Below are 15,421 nucleotides of genomic sequence, written 5' to 3' on the forward strand. Positions count from 1 at the left end.
CGACAGCGCAGTGGCACGTCGGCGTCACGCCCCACGTAACCTTTCCCTGTGCCGCCCTCCCCCCTCCGTCGCGTCGCCGTCCTCGTGCTCGACGGTGCGAAGCCGCTCGACGTCGGCATTCCCGCGCAGGTCTTCACCACCCGCGCGAGCATGCCGTACGAGGTGCGGGTGTGCGGGGCGGCACCCGGTCTCGTGACCGGCGGCGATGGCCTCGCGTACTACGTCGCCCACGGCCTCGACGCGCTCGCGTGGGCCGACATCGTCTTCGTGCCCGGCTACCGGTTCCCGGACCGCGACGACCCGCCGCAGGCCGTGCTCGACGCGCTGATCGCCGCCCACGAGCGGGGCGCCCGGCTCGCCGCCATCTCGACGGGTGCCTTCGCGCTCGCCGCCACGGGCCTGCTCGACGGCAAGCGCGCCACGACGCACTGGCACTACAGCCGGGCACTCGCGGCCAGGCATCCGTTCGTCCAGGTCGACGAGAACGTGCTGTTCGTCGACGAGGGCAGCGTGCTCACCTCGGCCGGCGCCGCCTCCGGCATCGACCTGTGCCTGCACATCCTGCGCGGCGACCTCGGAGTGGCCGCGTCCAACCACGCGGCCCGGCGTCTGGTCGCGGCCCCCTACCGCAGCGGCGGCCAGGCCCAGTACGTGCCGCGCAGCGTCCCCGAGCCGCTCGGCGAGCGGTTCGCCGCGACCCGCGAGTGGGCGCTGCACCGGCTCGGCGAGCCCCTCACCCTCGACGTACTGGCGCGGCAGGCGGGCGTCTCGCCCCGCACGTTCTCCCGGCGCTTCGTCGAGGAGACCGGCTACACGCCGATGCAGTGGGTGATGCGCGCCCGCATCGACCTGGCCCGCGAACTGCTTGAGCGCTCGCAGCGCAGCGTCGAACAGATCGCCGCCGACGTCGGGCTCGGCACCGGCGCGAACCTGCGGCTCCACTTCCAGCGCATCCTCGGCACCACTCCGAGCGAGTACCGGCGCACCTTCACCCGGGGCGAGTAGGCCGCCCGGCACCACGCCGGCTGGCGCGATCCTTGTGGACCATGGCGATCCCGCCACTGTCGGTGGCGCGGGCCGCGGGCGAGTCTGGTGGCGAAAGGAAGGGACGTCACACATGACTCGCATCGCCATCAACGGATTCGGCCGCATCGGACGCAACGTGCTGCGCGCACTGCTGGAGCGCGACAGCGCCCTGGAGATCGTCGCCGTCAACGATCTGACGGAGCCCGCCGCGCTCGCCCGGCTGCTCGCCTTCGACAGCACGGCCGGCCGGCTCGGGCGCCCGGTGACCGCCGACGGCAACACCCTCGTCGTCGACGGCCGGCGGATCACGGTGCTGGCCGAGCGTGAACCGGCGCGGTTGCCGTGGGCCGAACTCGGTGTCGACATCGTCCTGGAGGCCACCGGCCGCTTCACCTCGGCCAAGGCCGCCGGGGCCCACCTCGACGCCGGTGCGAAGAAGGTGCTCGTCAGCGCGCCGTCGGACGGCGCCGATGTCACGCTCGCGTTCGGGGTCAACACCGACGCCTACGATCCGGCCGTGCACACGATCGTCTCGAACGCCTCCTGCACCACCAACGCGCTCGCGCCGCTGGCCGCGGTCCTCGACGAACTCGCCGGTATCGAGCACGGGTTCATGACGACGGTGCACGCCTACACGCAGGAGCAGAACCTTCAGGACGGCCCGCACCGTGACGCCCGTCGCGCCCGGGCCGCCGGCATCAACATCGTGCCGACCACGACCGGCGCGGCCAAGGCGATCGGCCTGGTGCTGCCCAACCTCGACGGCAAGCTGTCGGGCGACTCGATCCGCGTACCGGTGCCGGTGGGCTCGATCGTCGAGCTCAACACGACCGTCGCCCGCGATGTGACGCGCGACGAGGTGCTGGCGGCGTACCGCGCCGCAGCGGAGGGGCCGCTCGCCGGCATCCTTGAGTACTCCGACGACCCGCTCGTGTCGTCCGACATCACGGGCAATCCCGCCTCGTCGATCTTCGACTCGGCCCTCACCCGCGTCGAAGGCCGCCACATCAAGGTGGTCGCCTGGTACGACAACGAGTGGGGCTTCTCCAACCGCGTGATCGACACGCTGGAGTTCCTCGCCACCGGCTGATACTCCAGCACGGTGCGTCAGGGGGATGTGCCGGTCTTCGACCAGTGCCGGACCGGTGTGTACGGCGCCCGGACCGGACCGGCACCTCCCCGCCTGCGCGATCGGCTCGACCTGGGGCTGTCGGTCCGCTGTCGGCGGCGTGTCGGCCAGGTGTCGGCAGCGTCTGAAACCTTGCCGGTATTCCTGCCGGGTGACCGTCCGGCGGGCACGCGGAAGGCAAGGAACCACCATGACCACTGATGTCACGATCATCGGCGCCGGGCTCGCCGGACTGACCCTCGCCCGTGTCCTCCACGTCCACGGCATCCCGGCCACGGTGTACGAGGCGGAGACCTCACCGCTGGCCCGCGCGCAGGGCGGGATACTCGACATCCACGACCACAACGGCCAACTGGCTTTGCAGGCGGCCGGTCTGACCGACGAGTTCCGCAGCCTCGTCCTGGAGGGCCGCCAGGCGACACGGATCCTCGACCGGGACGGGACCGTCCTGTTCGAAGAGGCCGACGACGGCACGGGGGGCCGGCCCGAGGTGCAGCGCGGTGAGCTGCGACGGATCCTGCTCGACTCGCTCCCGGCCGGCACCGTCCGGTGGGGGCGCAAGGTCAGCGGCGTCCGTCCTCTCGGCGGGGGGCGCCACGAGGTCGCCCTCGCCGACGGCACCGTGGTCGTCACCAGCCTGCTGGTCGGCGCGGACGGCGCGTGGTCACGCATCCGGCCGCTGCTCTCCGACGCGGTGCCCGAGTACACCGGCAGGTCGTTCGTCGAGACCTGCCTGTTCGACAGCGACACCCGACACCCTGCCGCCTCGAAGGCGGTCGGCGGCGGGTCGCTGTTCGCGCTCGCCCCGGGAAAGGGCATCCAGGCCCACCGGGAGAAGGGCGACACCCTGCACACCTATGTGGCGCTCACCGAGTCGCAGGACTGGTTCGCCGCCATCGATTTCACCGATGCCGCCGCTGCCGCCGCACGCATCGCGCGGGAGTTCGACGGGTGGGCACCGGAGCTCACCGCACTGATCACCGACAGTGACACCCCGCTGGTGCCCCGCCCCCTGTACGCCCTGCCGATCGGGCACCGGTGGGACCGGGTGCCAGGGGTGACCCTGCTCGGCGACGCCGCCCACCTCGCCGCTCCCAACGGCGAAGGCGCCAACCTGGCCCTGTACGACGGCGCCGAACTCGGCAAGGCCCTCGCCGCACACCCCGGCGACACAGAAGCCGCCTTCGCCGAGTACGAGCGGGCCATGTTCCCCCGCGGCGCCGAAGCCGCCGCCGAAGGCGCCCAGCTCCACGAGTTGCTCTTCGGCGCCGACACACCCCAGGGCCTGTTCGCCGCGTTCACCGCGGATGAGCAGGCCCCGTGAGCCGCCGGCCGAGGTCACCCCGGCGGCCGTCGATCCATGTCAGGCCGCGTGGACGTCACGAGCTCCGTGCGAGGGCGTGGGGCGCGATGCTCGCGGCGAACAGCGGGGTTTCCGGCCGGTTGTGGTCACCGGAGGCGGCTTGCCGTGCGGCTGCGGCCTGCTCGAAGGTGATGCCGTTCTTCTCGTCGAACTCCTTGCCGTGCCTTCACGTGTGTGCGACGGCCCTGGGTGTTCAGGGCGTGAGCATGCGGTCCTGCTCCACCGGGGGTGTGCCGTCGTACCAGTCCAGGGCCTTGCCGAAGCGGACGAGTTCGCCGTAGAGGGCGGGCTCGACGTGGTCGGCGAGGACCAGGTCGAGCACGGCTTCGGCGGCCCGCGCCGGTGACTGGGCCCGGCTGTAGTCGCTGAACCAGGGGCGGGAGGTGGCGGTGTCGACCATGCCGGGACACACGGCCGCGATCAGTGTGCCGTCGGCGAGATCGCCCGCGCGGCGTTCGGCGGCGACGGCGCGGACGGCGGCGACCTGGGCCACCTTCGAGGGGACGTTGAGCCAGATCGGCCAGCCGGCCTCCTGCGCGGTCCGGTTGTGGATCGCACCGCGCCACGACTCGACGGCGTACTCGACCTGGTCGAGACTCGCGCCGTCGAAGAGGTGGTGCAGCCGGGGATCCAGGTGACCGAGGGTGCCCAGGCTGCTGGCGACGACGAGGAGCCGGCCGCCCGGGCGCAGGAGGGGACCGAAGGAGCGCAGGATCGCGTGCGTGGCGGTGTTGGAGACGTCGATGAACTCGTCGGCCCGCTCGGCCTGTGACTCCTCGGGCAGCACGCGGGCCACCGCGTTGGAGAGGAGGACGTCGACACCTCCGTACCGGGCCCGGAGATCCTCGGCGAGGCGGGCGATGGCGTCGGTGTCGGTGACGTCCAGGACGCGGCCCTCGACCCGGGCGCGGGTGCCGGACAGCCGGCCGACCTCGTGTACGGCGTCCGTCACGCGCCGGTGGCTGCGGCCGGTGAGCAGGACCAGGTCCCGCGAGTCCATGCGGGCCGCCAGTCCTTCGACGAGGGCGCGGCCGAGTCCTTGGTTGGCGCCCGTGACGAGGGCGATACGGGGAATGTTCACGCATGCCACGCTAGAAAGCGCGCCACCATGAGTCCAACGAAAGTTCGGCACCACTGGTATGCGTGAACGTCATGGACGGCAGCCGTGCCGCTGCGGGATTCCGGAGCTCTTCGGCATCGGCATCGCCACGCGGCAGGGGGATCGGCAGGTCCAGGGCCACGGTCCCCGGCCCCTTCGTCAGCACCACGATGCGGGAGCCGAGGAACACCGCCTCGTCCGCCGAGTGCGTCACGAACACCGTGGTCCGCCCGGTCTGGGCGGTCACCCGGCGGACGTCCTCCTGGAGCCGTTCCCGGGTCAGCGCGTCCAGCGCCGCGCACGGCTCGTCGAGCAGGAAGAGCGGGTTCTCGGCGGCCGGCGCGCGGGCGATGGCGACCCGCTGCCGCGGGCCGCCGGAGATCTCCCAGGTACCGCCGGTCGACGGTGCCTTCGAGACCCACCCGTGCCGGCAACTCCGCCCGCCGCTCGGGCCATTGCCTGCGGTTCACCCCGGCGTACCGCAGTGCCAGGCCGATGCTGCCGCGTACGGTATGCCACGGGAACAGCCGAGGCGTCTGGAACACCACGCCGGCCGACTCGCCCGGCCGCGGCTCGGCACCGGACACCCGCACCGAGCCGTGCGTGGGCTGCTCGAATCCGGCGACCAGCCGCAACAGCGTGCTCTTGCCGCAGCCGGAGGCACCGACCAGGACCAGGAACTCGCCGGCGGGGACGGTCAGGTCGACCGGCCCGACGGCGGTGACGGTCTCTCCGCCCCGGCGGTACTGGTGGGTGACGTGGTCGAGGCGCACGGATCCGGCACGCGAGCTGTCCGTCCCGCTGTCCTCGACTGCCGTACGCGGGGCTTCACTTGAGGACATCGGGCAGCCCCTTGAGGTAGAACGCCTTGCGGACGGCGTCCTCGGACGGCGCGGCGTCGATCTGCTGCCGGCCGGCCAGGAACCGGCCGGTGTCGGTGACGTACGACAGCAGCTTGCCGGGGTTGCCGTCGGTGCCCGGCCAGTCGGCGGAAGCCACCTGCTCCGCGGTGAGGAAGACACCTTGGGCGAGCTGCGCCCGGGCGTCCGTGGCGGTGGTGCCGAGTTCGGCCGCGACGGCCTTGACCGAGCCGTCGGCGGCGGAGCGTCCCACTCTCTGGACCTGGCCTCTTGCTGATCGTCACGACCATGGGGCGCCGTCGCGGCGACCCACGGCCCGCCGTCCGACCCGGGCGGTCCGTGACGTGTGCCGCGGATCGGTTCCCGGCCGGACGTCGCATCGGCGACCACCCTGAACAGTTCAGCGGCACGCGCACGGTCCTTCCCCGCCCAGCGCCCACGAACTGGTGGACGCCGACCGCATCGGCGCGCTGGGTGACCCCTCTCTCCGGGTTGGTGGTCCGCGCGGGGGGTAGGCCGCGCCGTCGGAGGCACGCCCGGCAGCCGCCCTCTCCCAGCCGCCCGTCCCCGCGCACGTCCCGAGTCGCTCGCGGAGCCCGTTCACCTGGGTGGAAGCCCTGCTGCTCGTCCGCCTGCCGCGCATCCGATCGTGCCCTCATGCCGGAATGAACTGGTGAGGGTCCGGGACGATGCGCCCGGACGAGCGCCCGGGACCTGAGGGATGCGGGAAGCCGGTGCGCTCCTGAGCCCCTGCGCCACGGTGTACGGGGCTCAGCCCTCCGCTCGTGGGCCGGAGCTCACCTGTGGGCACGCCGACGTCCGCGCCCGTCCGCGGTGAGGCGGGCGGGGCCCGCACCCGCCGGCCGCCGCGGCGGCACGCGACCGGCCTCGACCTGTCCGGCGCGGGAAGGAGCCGGCCATGGCGGCGACGCGGACCCGGAACCCGGTAGTCGCGGCTCGGCGCGGCAAGAGTTGGGGGACGCCGTACCGGACTCCCCGGCGGCAGCCGGTTTCGTACTCTTGCGGCATGCGTATGCGCCCCACTCTGAGTTGGACCCCTACCGAGGACCTGCCGCCCGGCACCACGGATCTGGAGCCGGTCGCCGATGCGCTGAGGGCCGGCGGTGTGCTGGTGCTCAGTGGGGCGGGCATCTCCACGGAGTCGGGCATCCCCGACTACCGGGGCGAGGGCGGGAGCCTGAGCCGGCACACCCCGATGACCTACCAGGAGTTCACCGCCGACGCCCAGGCCCGGCGCCGGTACTGGGCGCGCAGCCACCTCGGATGGCGCACCTTCGGCCGTGCCCGCCCCAACGCCGGGCACCGGGCCGTGGCCGCGTTCGGACGGCACGGCCTGCTGTCCGGCGTGATCACCCAGAACGTGGACAGCCTGCATCAGGCCGCCGGCAGCGAGGGCGTCGTGGAACTCCACGGTAGCCTGGACCGGGTCGTCTGCCTCGGGTGCGGCGCCTTCAGCCCGCGCCACGAACTCGCCCAACGCCTGGAAGCGGCCAATCCGGACTTCGATCCGGTGGCGGCGGGGATCAACCCGGACGGTGACGCCGACCTCACCGACGAACAGGTCGAGGACTTCCGCGTACTGCCCTGCGTGATATGCGGCGGCATTCTCAAACCGGACGTCGTGTTCTTCGGCGAGGCAGTTCCCCCACAGCGGGTGGAGCAGTGCCGGGAGATGGTCCGTGAGGCAACCTCACTGCTGGTCCTCGGTTCCTCACTGACAGTGATGTCCGGGCTCCGGTTCGTCCGCCAGGCGGCCCAGGCCGGGACGCCGGTACTCGTCATCAACCGCGACCAGACCCGAGGCGACCGGCACGCCCTCACCCGGGTCGCACTGCCGCTGGGGAGAGCCCTCACCACCGTGGCCGACCGACTGGGCATCCCCGTCGACGTACCGGACCCGCTCCGGACCTGAGCCTCGACCGGGAAACGGTCCCCGCACGAGCGGCCCGCGCGGGGACGGGGGGCGGCGCTACCGCCATCGGGCGGATCGTCACGCTGTGGTGACCCGCTCAGCGGGGCCACGACATGCCGCTGAGGTGCGCCGTGGCGCGGCACGGAGCTGTACCAGCGCCTCACGGCGCCGCCCGCCACGACGAACTGACACGGTCAGGCCGACGGGTCACTCATCCCCGTCGGCGCCCCTCTGCCAGGGGCGGGCCGGCCGCGTACGGTGCACAGCCGGGACGGGTTCGAACATGCCGGGAAAGCCATGTCCGGCATCCGGTTGGCGCCGGCCACCAGGCGAGGCAGCTTGTGCCGGTGCTGCCGCGGTGCGAGGGGATCGCGGCGTCGAGGCGTGGGATGACGACGGGGCGGGCCGTACGCGGTCGAGCAGCGCAAGAGCGTAGCTCGGCGCCGAGAAGGCCGGATCGCCGAGGTCGGCGACGGATACGGGTGGGCGGCGGCGGCGACGCGTCCCCGTCGCTGGTCCCGGCCAGCAGGGTCGCGCGCGGCGTGGCCCGTCCACGCGCCACCGTACCGACCAGCAGCCAGGCACCGATTCCAGGAGAGCGCTTCACGGGCCGGTAGCCGTCGCCGATGCCCGCCTGGCCCCGGACCACCCACGGCCGGACCGCCACCGGACCGCCCCGCTCGTCGTGCACCGGGGAGCGCCGTGAGGGTGACGTCGGCGGGTGTGCCGTGACCGGCGCCCTGCCCGCGGGGACGGGTGGGTGGCCCCCGGCGGGGGTGCGTCGGGCAGACCACACCGTGCAGGACAGCCCGGTCGGCTGTCACCGTTATGGGGACGGGGCGGTGGGTGATGAGTATGGGTGATCTCCGCGTCGGTGACCTGCGTGAGCGATCAGGGAGAAACGCCAGTGCGGCCGACCGGGTGACATGTCCGGCGATCCGTCGGGTTGCGGAACTGACGGACTGTCGGTTGCCTCGTGAGCGGAACACACGAGATGTGCCGCGCAGCAGGCCGGACACTGTTCCGTGGGAGGATTCGCATGCGCTACAGACACATGGGTGCGGGTATCGGCCTGGTCCTCGGTGCCCTCGGGCTGCACATCCCGGCCGCTGCCGCCGCTGATGACTCCGATGTCCGTATCGACCCCTGGAATGCCCCACCGGGTTCCACGGTCACGGTCAGCACGAGGGCCTGCGACGCTGACGCGGACTATGGCAAGGGCTGGTCGGAGGTAGGAGGAGAGTTCCACCTCTTCGCAGGCGACGAGGAGGGGGTGCTCACCGGCGAGTTCGAGATCCCGGAAGGAACCCGGCCGGGCGACGACACAGTCACCGTGAAATGTCCGCCGCTGACCAAGGTCACGGAGACGTACCGGGTCACCGGACGCCCTCCGAGCGGCTCGGTCGACGCCGGCTTCGGACCGGCCGAAGACACAGGTACGGGGCTCGCCCTGGCCGGCGGGCTGCTCGCCACGGCCGCCGCCGGGGGTGCGGTCTGGTTGTACCGCCGCCCGAACGACAACCGAACCTGATCGCCCCACCCCGTCGGCCGGCCCCGTCCACGTCGGCCGGCCCCGCCCACGTCGGCCTGCGACCGGACCAAGAGACTCACCGGACCAAAGGACCCAACCGCGATGGCACCCAGACACCACTCCCCCGCTTCCCGAGGTCCGTTCATCCCGGCGGTGCTCCTTCCGACCTGCATGATGACGGCCGGTGTGGTGCTGCTGATCAGCGGGATGCATGACGGGGAGCAACCCCCACAGCCACCGGCAGCCCATTCCTCCTCAACTCCCGCAGCCCCCGCCCGCCCCACCGTCCACCCGCTGCCCCCCGCGGATCCGGTCCGGCTCCGCATCGCCGCCATCGGGGTGAACGCCCCGATGACACGAGTGGGCCTCGATGCCGCAGGAGCACTGCGGACTCCCCCGCCTGACAAACCCGGCTACGCCGGCTGGTACGGCGACGGCACACCTCCCGGCTCGGCAGGCACCGCCATCGCCGCCGGGCATGTGGACACACCCGACGGCGACCCAGGTGTCTTCTACGACCTCGGCGCCCTGACCGAGGGAGCCACCATCGAGATCAGCCGGACCGACCGGCGGACAGCGGTGTTCACCGTCCGCGCCGTCGAGCTCTACGACAGGAAGGAGTTCCCGAGCAAGAAGGTCTACGGCAGTTCCGGCCGACCCGAGCTCCGGTTGATCACCTGCGGGGGCGGCTACACCAAGCGCACGGGCTACCTGGGCAACGTCGTGGTCTACGCGACGCTGACCGCGGTGACGTAACCGGCCGAACCGACCCTGCCCGCGAGCGATCAGCAGAACAGACCGGGGAGGCGGAGGACCATCACCCCGTCACATGGAATTCGTAAGTCGGCCCGGGACTGCCAGAAGGCCGACTGCGCGTAACGATCCTCCTCCGCGACGTCGAGGCAGATCGCGACGAGGCCGCAGTCGGCACGCACACCGGGGTGACCGGGACGCAGCACGCAGAACTCGTTGCCCTCCGGATCGGCCAGCACGTCCCACGAGACGTCCCCCTGGCCGATGTCGACCCGCGTCGCACCGAGCGTGAGAAGGCGCGCCACCTCGGCCTCCCAGTCCGGACCCCCGGCCAAGTCGAGGTGGAGCCGGTTCTTGTACGGCGTCTTCGGCTTCGCGGTCGGTACGAACCGCAGGTGCAGGCCGTCCGTCCGGCCCCGTGTCGCCTCCGACCAGAAGCGGTCCATACGCGCGACATCCAGCGCGTCGATCACGATCCCCGTCAGCATCCCGTTCCCCCAAGCGTTCACACGTGTCGCCTGCTCACGCACCCCGGGCAAGCGGCACCGTTCGTAGGCCATGCCCGCGTCGCCCGCGCGTCATCACGCTATGGGATCGCGTGAGGCGGTCGCCGACTGGCACGCTGCCGCCATGGATCACGCGGAAGCACTACTCATCGGCGGACGGGCAGGGGTCGGCAAGACGACGGTGGGGTGGGAGGTGTCGGCGTTGCTGCGCGCTGCGGCGGTCCCCCACGCGGTCATCGAGGGCGACTTCATGGGGCAGGTGCATCCGGCGCCGGAGGGGGACCCGCACCGTTCGGAAATCACTGAGCGGAATCTGACGGCCGTATGGGAGAACTTCGCCCGGCTCGACTACCGGCGTCTGATCTACACGAACACTGCGAGTGTGCTGCCTGAGGCGACGGGCATGTTCGAGCGCGCCATGGGGGCGAATGTGCGGATGACGCGGGTCCTGCTCACCGCCTCCGACGCCACCGCTCGCGAGCGGCTGGTGGGCCGGGAACTCGGCTCGGAACTGGAGAAGGAGCTGGCAGGCGGTATCCGTAAAGGACGGCTCCTGGACGAGCGGGCCACCGCGGGGACGGTGCGGGTGAGGACGGACCTGCGGTCTGTCGTCGACATCGCGCGGGAGGTGGTGGCCGCAACCGGCTGGGTCGGGCAGCGTTCTCGTAAGTAAGTGATCATCTGGAAGCCCTGATCGGCCAGGGGCGCGCGGCGGTGCTCGACTGTTCCCGGAGCATCGGCACGCAGGCCATCGGCCTTGCGCTGCGCGGACACAGCGTCACCGGAACCGACCTCAGCCCCCGCGCCGCCGCCCGCGCTGTCCAGGCGGAGAATGGCGCGTCGAGGTCCGCCGGACCACCTACTGGGCGCTCGGTCAGAGGCGGCCGGCCGACCTCGCGGCCGATGCCGGGTTTGTCGACCCGGGGCGGCGGATGCCGCGGGAGACAGGCTTCTTCCAGCTGCTGCTCGTGGCCCGCGCCGGCGAGTAGGTGACTCAGCGCCGGGGGTGCCGGCGAGGCGGGCCATGGTCGTTCTCCTCGCTCGATCAGCGGATGCCCTGAAGGAAACGGCCGCTCAACCGGACGGTGGGACCGAGGACCGCACACCGAACCACTGCTCGGCGCCGTACTCCTCGAACCGCTCCACCTCGGTGAACCCCAGCTTCGCCGCGAGGCGCCTCGCGCGGCCGTTGGCGGTCTGGGTGCAGAGCACCACCGGCTCACCGGGCAACGCGTCGGCGAACCAGTCGAGTGCCGCTGCGCACGCCTCTGCCGCGTACCCGCGTCCCCACGCCTCCGGCAGGAACATGTAGCCGAGTTCGGCCTCCCCGGCATCGGGGCGGACGTGACCCGGACGTGTTGCGTCGCGCCTATCGAGCGTGATCACGCCGATCATCGCTCCGTCGAGATCAACCACGAAGAGGCCGGGACGCCGCCCTGGCACCTCAGGCACCGCGCGCTCAAGCTCATCTCGCGGTCGCGGCCCACCGATATAGGTGCCCACCTCTGGCGATGCGAACAGCTCGATGAACGCCGCCCGGTCCCGGGCCTCGGACTCGCGGAGCACGAGCCGTTCGGTCCTTATCGGGTCAGGTGGCCAGGCGACGGCTCCGAGTTGAGTCATGATGGGCAACCTATCGCTCGGCCGTGAGGGTGATCCGAGAGGGAAGGTCACGTCGGCCACTGCTGGCAGCATCTGATTGTCACCTGTGGCGGCCGTCCTCCTGAGTGGCCGGGGACCGCAACGGGTACAGCCCGGCGTCGTCGGCTGTGGTCAGCCGGTCAGGGGCTGCCATTGGTCTTCCCGCGCGGGATCGACGCTGCCGAGCCATATCGGCGTCCCGCCGATCAAGCCGGGCTGGTCCCGCGTGGCCAAGGCGGGGGTTTCGAGCATGTCGGCAGCCTCTTCCAGGTAGGTGACGAGCGTGTCCAGTACGTCACCGGGGTCATCGTCGTAACGGGACCAGCAGCCCAGGAATCCGGTGGCCGCGTCCCAGTACAGGCCTGACGTGCGGTCAGCCGGGCCGCAGGAGACGACCGGGATCCAGGATCTGTTCGAGGAGTTGCGCTTCGCCATGCGTGGCGTGACCGTGCGCTGAACAAGGTCCGTGGTGGAGAGGGCCGGCCAGCGCGATGTCCAACCGAGGTGATTCCGGACCGAGGCGGTGGTCATAGGCACGAGCCCACGCGGCCCACTTGTCCAGATGGCGTCAAGGCTCCGCGTCAGGACGGGGCGAGGACGCAGAACTCGTGTCCCTCCGGGTCGGCCAGGCACGTCCACGGGACGTCGCCCTGGCCCACGTCGGCGGGCGTCGCGCCGAGAGCCTTCAGGCGCGCGATCAGCTCCGCCTGATGGGACGTCGAGGTGGTGGCGAGATCGAGGTGTACACGGTTCTTCGTCATTGTCTTGGCGTTCGGGACGGGAACGACGTCGACGCAGACGGCGAACGGGTCCGGCCAGACGGGGCCGCTGGCGGGGCCGACGTAGGTCGTCACGCCGGGGCTGTAGGCACTCCAGCCGAGCGCCTCCGCCCAGAACCGGCCGACCGCCGAGGCGTCGAGGGCCTTGATGTTCACCTGAACAGGTCGCAGTGCCATGCCGGCGATCCTATGCGCCCGCTCTGCGAGGACATTCGCGCGTGGGGACGCGGGTCAGGGCATGGTGGGTGCGCGCTCTCGGAGGTAGGCCTCCATCTCGGCGGCCCCGGTCAGCATCGCGCGCCCGCGGGCGGACAGCCGGCCGTGCCAGTCGGACAGTGCGGTCTCCAGTGGCTCCAGTCCGCCGGCCGCCCGCACCTGGGCGATCAGCGGGGCGATCTGTTCCAGGAGGTAGCCGCCCCGCCTGAGCTGGTGGGTCAGCCTCGCGTCCCGTACGTCGGCGGCGTCGTAGACGCGGTATCCGGTCCGCGGGTCGCGGCACGGGCGTACGAGTCCGGCGCGCTCCCATTTGCGCAGGGTCGCGGGCCGGATGCCGAGCTTGACTGCCAGTGGCCCGATGAACGTGCCGCCGGGCCTGGAGACCGCGGCCGGCTCGGCCCCCGTATCAGGCTCGGGCGACACGGTGGACGCCAGTTCGCGGAGGGCGTTCTCCACGGCTTGCAGGGTCCGCCGGTCGTCGAGGAGTTGGGCGTGGCTCCCGTCGATGAGGCGGAACGCCTCGTCGACCGTGTCCTGGTTCACGGCTCGCATGATCGACGTCGCCGTCTGGTGGCCGTGGCCGGGTAGCAAGGCGAGAAACGCGCGCAGGGCCTGGGCGTGCAGTGGGGTGTAGACGCGGTGGCCGTGGGGTGTGCGGTCGGCGCCCGGAAGGATGCCGGCCTCCTCGTAGTTCCTGATCGCCTGCGTGGACAGACCGCTTCCACGGGCCAGGTCAACCGGCCTGAGTCTTCCACCGCTTTGAAGGTTTCGCCCCATCAGACCGCCGAAATCGCACAAAAGTTTCTACCGAGGGTTCAAAGATACCGTTTAAGGCATGGCTACTGACATCAAGGGCACCGTCCATGCCGTCGAGGCGGTCGCCGTCATGGGACTGCTCCCCGCCCGGCCGCGGCTGCTCGCCCTGGGCGAGCCCACCCACGGTGAGGACACTCTGCTCGACCTGCGCAACGAGCTCTTCCGGCAGCTCGTCGAGCAGGAGGGCTACCGGACGATCGCGATCGAGAGCGACTGCGTGAGGGGCCTGGTCGTGGACGACTACGTCACCTCGGGCACGGGCACGCTCGACGAGGTCATGGAGCGCGGTTTCAGCCACGGCTGGGGCACCTCCGCGGCCAACCGCGAGCTCGTGCGCTGGATGCGCGCCTACAACGACGGCCGGCCCGCGTCCGAGCGGCTCCGCTTCTCCGGTTTCGACGGCCCGTTGGAGATCACCGACGCCGCGAGTCCCCGCCAGGCCCTCACCGCGCTCCACGGCTACCTCGCGGCCTGGGTGGACGCGGAACTGCTCCCCTGCACGGGGGAGACACTCGACCGCCTGCTCGGCGCCGACGACCGGTGGACCGATCCCGCCGCGATGATGGACCCGGCCCGGTCCGTGGGGCAGTCCGCCGAGGCCGGTCAGCTGCGGCTGCTCGCCGACGATCTGGTGACGCTGCTCGACGCGCAGGCCCCGCACCTGATCACGGCGACCTCGCGGGAGGAGTGGGACCGGGCGCGTCTGTACGGGCGCACCGCCACCGGCCTGCTGCGCTACCACTACTGGATGGCCGACACCTCACCGGCCCGGATGACGCGGCTGTGCGCGCTGCGGGACGTGATGATGGCTCAGAACCTCCTCGCCGTCGCGGCCCGGGGTCCGGCACTCCTCCACGCCCACAACTCCCATTTCCAGCGGGAGAAGAGCACGATGCAGATGTGGGAGGGTCCGGTGGAGTGGTGGAGCGCCGGTGCGCTGGTGAGCGCCGAACTCGGCGAGGAGTACGCCTTCGTGGCCACGGCCCTCGGCACGATCCGGCACCGGGGAGTGGGCGCCCCGCCGCCGGGCACCCTCGAAGGACTCCTGTACGCGCTCCCGGAGGACCGCTGCGTCATCGACGTCCCCCGTCTGGTCACCGCCCTGGGCGACACGCGGCCCGTGCCCCGCGTGTCCCCATGGTTCGGCTACTCCCCGCTCGACCCGGCCCATCTGGCAGGCACCGACGGCATCGTGTTCGTCAGGGACGTCCCCCAGACCTGACCCCCTGCCACGTGCGCCTACGGTCGCGGCACCCGTTGGCGAACGGCGGCGCGGGGTTGCGGGCCTCCCCGGCGACGTACTCGGCGAGCAAGCCGTTGCTGGGGCCAGCCGGTCAGTCCGAAGACGCGTGCACCCGCACGATGCCGTCGTTCTCGGCGGCGTGGGGTTGGATACGTCTTCCAAGGTCCGTCCCGTGACCCGGCTTCGCGGTTCCGAACGGTGACGGCTCGCTCGAGCACTCCATCTGTGCTGCGAGGTGGAGGACTTCAGCGGTTCTTCGGCGGGGAAGCGTCGCCGCTCGTGGGTGGGCGATGTGCGACAGCCGACCCCGCCCGACCGGAACGGCCGGCGCGGGCGGTGGGAGCGTCGGCATGGCGTGGGGATGCGGTGCCGCGTCCGGGTGGGCCCGTCGGCCTCTGACCGGGCCGCGCGGGCCAGTGCGAGCAGCGACAGGGAGCCGACGAACGCGACGTAGAGGAGGCTGGTGGTCCGCAGGCCCCATGCCGGTGCCAGGAGGCCGGCCGCGAGGGCGGGAAGACTCAGCGCC

General features: G+C 71.7%; 13 protein-coding genes and 3 pseudogenes. 8 read left to right on the forward strand and 8 right to left on the reverse strand.

Annotated features, from left to right (window positions below; all coding sequences use genetic code 11):
• Window positions 1-48: 48 nt before the first annotated feature.
• The 3 genes from IE273_RS12075 to IE273_RS12085 all read left to right on the forward strand — a co-directional run bounded on the left by IE273_RS12075 (window position 49) and on the right by IE273_RS12085 (window position 3,479).
• Entirely contained in the window at window positions 49-1,005 is a 957-nt protein-coding gene (locus IE273_RS12075; protein ID WP_189815134.1) for a GlxA family transcriptional regulator, read from the forward strand.
• 112 nt (window positions 1,006-1,117) lie between these two features.
• Window positions 1,118-2,116: a type I glyceraldehyde-3-phosphate dehydrogenase gene (gene gap / locus IE273_RS12080; protein ID WP_189815135.1), complete on the forward strand. Its 999-nt coding sequence runs from the start codon at window positions 1,118-1,120 to the stop codon at window positions 2,114-2,116.
• 229 nt (window positions 2,117-2,345) lie between these two features.
• Window positions 2,346-3,479, forward strand: a complete 1,134-nt coding sequence (locus tag IE273_RS12085) for an FAD-dependent oxidoreductase (RefSeq protein WP_189815136.1) — start codon at window positions 2,346-2,348, stop codon at window positions 3,477-3,479.
• A 232-nt stretch (window positions 3,480-3,711) separates the two neighbouring features.
• Here the strand turns inward: IE273_RS12085 and IE273_RS12090 are convergent, their stop codons facing one another.
• From IE273_RS12090 to IE273_RS12100, 3 genes and pseudogenes are all read right to left on the reverse strand, one after another.
• The gene (locus tag IE273_RS12090; RefSeq protein WP_189815137.1) at window positions 3,712-4,599 is read right to left on the reverse strand and encodes an SDR family NAD(P)-dependent oxidoreductase; all 888 of its coding nucleotides are present in this window, start codon (window positions 4,597-4,599) and stop codon (window positions 3,712-3,714) included.
• A gap of 10 nt (window positions 4,600-4,609) precedes the next feature.
• Window positions 4,610-5,459, reverse strand: a pseudogene (locus IE273_RS12095) (ABC transporter ATP-binding protein).
• Window positions 5,446-5,715 (reverse strand): annotated as a pseudogene (locus IE273_RS12100) (ABC transporter substrate-binding protein); the annotation flags it as partial. The pseudogenes IE273_RS12095 and IE273_RS12100, both read right to left, overlap by 14 nt.
• Before the next feature lie 789 nt (window positions 5,716-6,504).
• Here IE273_RS12100 and IE273_RS12105 point away from each other — a divergent pair.
• The 3 genes from IE273_RS12105 to IE273_RS12115 all read left to right on the forward strand — a co-directional run bounded on the left by IE273_RS12105 (window position 6,505) and on the right by IE273_RS12115 (window position 9,697).
• Window positions 6,505-7,410: an NAD-dependent protein deacetylase gene (locus IE273_RS12105; protein ID WP_189815138.1), complete on the forward strand. Its 906-nt coding sequence runs from the start codon at window positions 6,505-6,507 to the stop codon at window positions 7,408-7,410.
• Between the two features lie 1,039 nt (window positions 7,411-8,449).
• Window positions 8,450-8,941 (forward strand): sortase, encoded by a 492-nt coding sequence (locus IE273_RS12110; protein ID WP_189815139.1) that lies wholly within the window; start codon window positions 8,450-8,452, stop codon window positions 8,939-8,941.
• 171 nt (window positions 8,942-9,112) lie between these two features.
• The gene (locus tag IE273_RS12115; RefSeq protein ID WP_189815338.1) at window positions 9,113-9,697 is read left to right on the forward strand and encodes a class F sortase; all 585 of its coding nucleotides are present in this window, start codon (window positions 9,113-9,115) and stop codon (window positions 9,695-9,697) included.
• A gap of 29 nt (window positions 9,698-9,726) precedes the next feature.
• Here the strand turns inward: IE273_RS12115 and IE273_RS12120 are convergent, their stop codons facing one another.
• Window positions 9,727-10,182: a VOC family protein gene (locus tag IE273_RS12120; protein ID WP_229887181.1), complete on the reverse strand. Its 456-nt coding sequence runs from the start codon at window positions 10,180-10,182 to the stop codon at window positions 9,727-9,729.
• 142 nt (window positions 10,183-10,324) lie between these two features.
• Here IE273_RS12120 and IE273_RS12125 point away from each other — a divergent pair, with 142 nt between their 5' ends.
• Window positions 10,325-10,873: an ATP-binding protein gene (locus IE273_RS12125; protein WP_189815140.1), complete on the forward strand. Its 549-nt coding sequence runs from the start codon at window positions 10,325-10,327 to the stop codon at window positions 10,871-10,873.
• Between the two features lie 401 nt (window positions 10,874-11,274).
• On the opposite strand, the gene IE273_RS12130 is transcribed toward IE273_RS12125, so the two are convergent.
• From IE273_RS12130 to IE273_RS12145, 4 genes and pseudogenes are all read right to left on the reverse strand, one after another.
• A complete protein-coding gene (locus IE273_RS12130; protein ID WP_189815141.1) occupies window positions 11,275-11,823 on the reverse strand; it encodes a GNAT family N-acetyltransferase in 549 nt (182 codons plus the stop codon).
• Window positions 11,824-11,973: 150 nt separating this feature from the next.
• Window positions 11,974-12,372, reverse strand: coding sequence for a hypothetical protein (locus tag IE273_RS12135; protein WP_189815142.1), 399 nt, complete (start codon window positions 12,370-12,372; stop codon window positions 11,974-11,976).
• Between the two features lie 56 nt (window positions 12,373-12,428).
• Window positions 12,429-12,797: pseudogene (locus IE273_RS12140) on the reverse strand (VOC family protein); the annotation flags it as partial.
• Window positions 12,798-12,851: 54 nt separating this feature from the next.
• Window positions 12,852-13,613, reverse strand: coding sequence for a TioE family transcriptional regulator (locus IE273_RS12145; protein ID WP_189815143.1), 762 nt, complete (start codon window positions 13,611-13,613; stop codon window positions 12,852-12,854).
• 58 nt (window positions 13,614-13,671) lie between these two features.
• Here IE273_RS12145 and IE273_RS12150 point away from each other — a divergent pair, with 58 nt between their 5' ends.
• Window positions 13,672-14,874: an erythromycin esterase family protein gene (locus IE273_RS12150; protein ID WP_189815144.1), complete on the forward strand. Its 1,203-nt coding sequence runs from the start codon at window positions 13,672-13,674 to the stop codon at window positions 14,872-14,874.
• The last annotated feature ends 547 nt before the right edge of the window (window positions 14,875-15,421 follow it).

Origin of the sequence: Streptomyces olivaceoviridis (assembly GCF_014650115.1) — a bacterium.
Classification (GTDB): Bacteria; Actinomycetota; Actinomycetes; order Streptomycetales; family Streptomycetaceae; genus Streptomyces; species Streptomyces olivaceoviridis.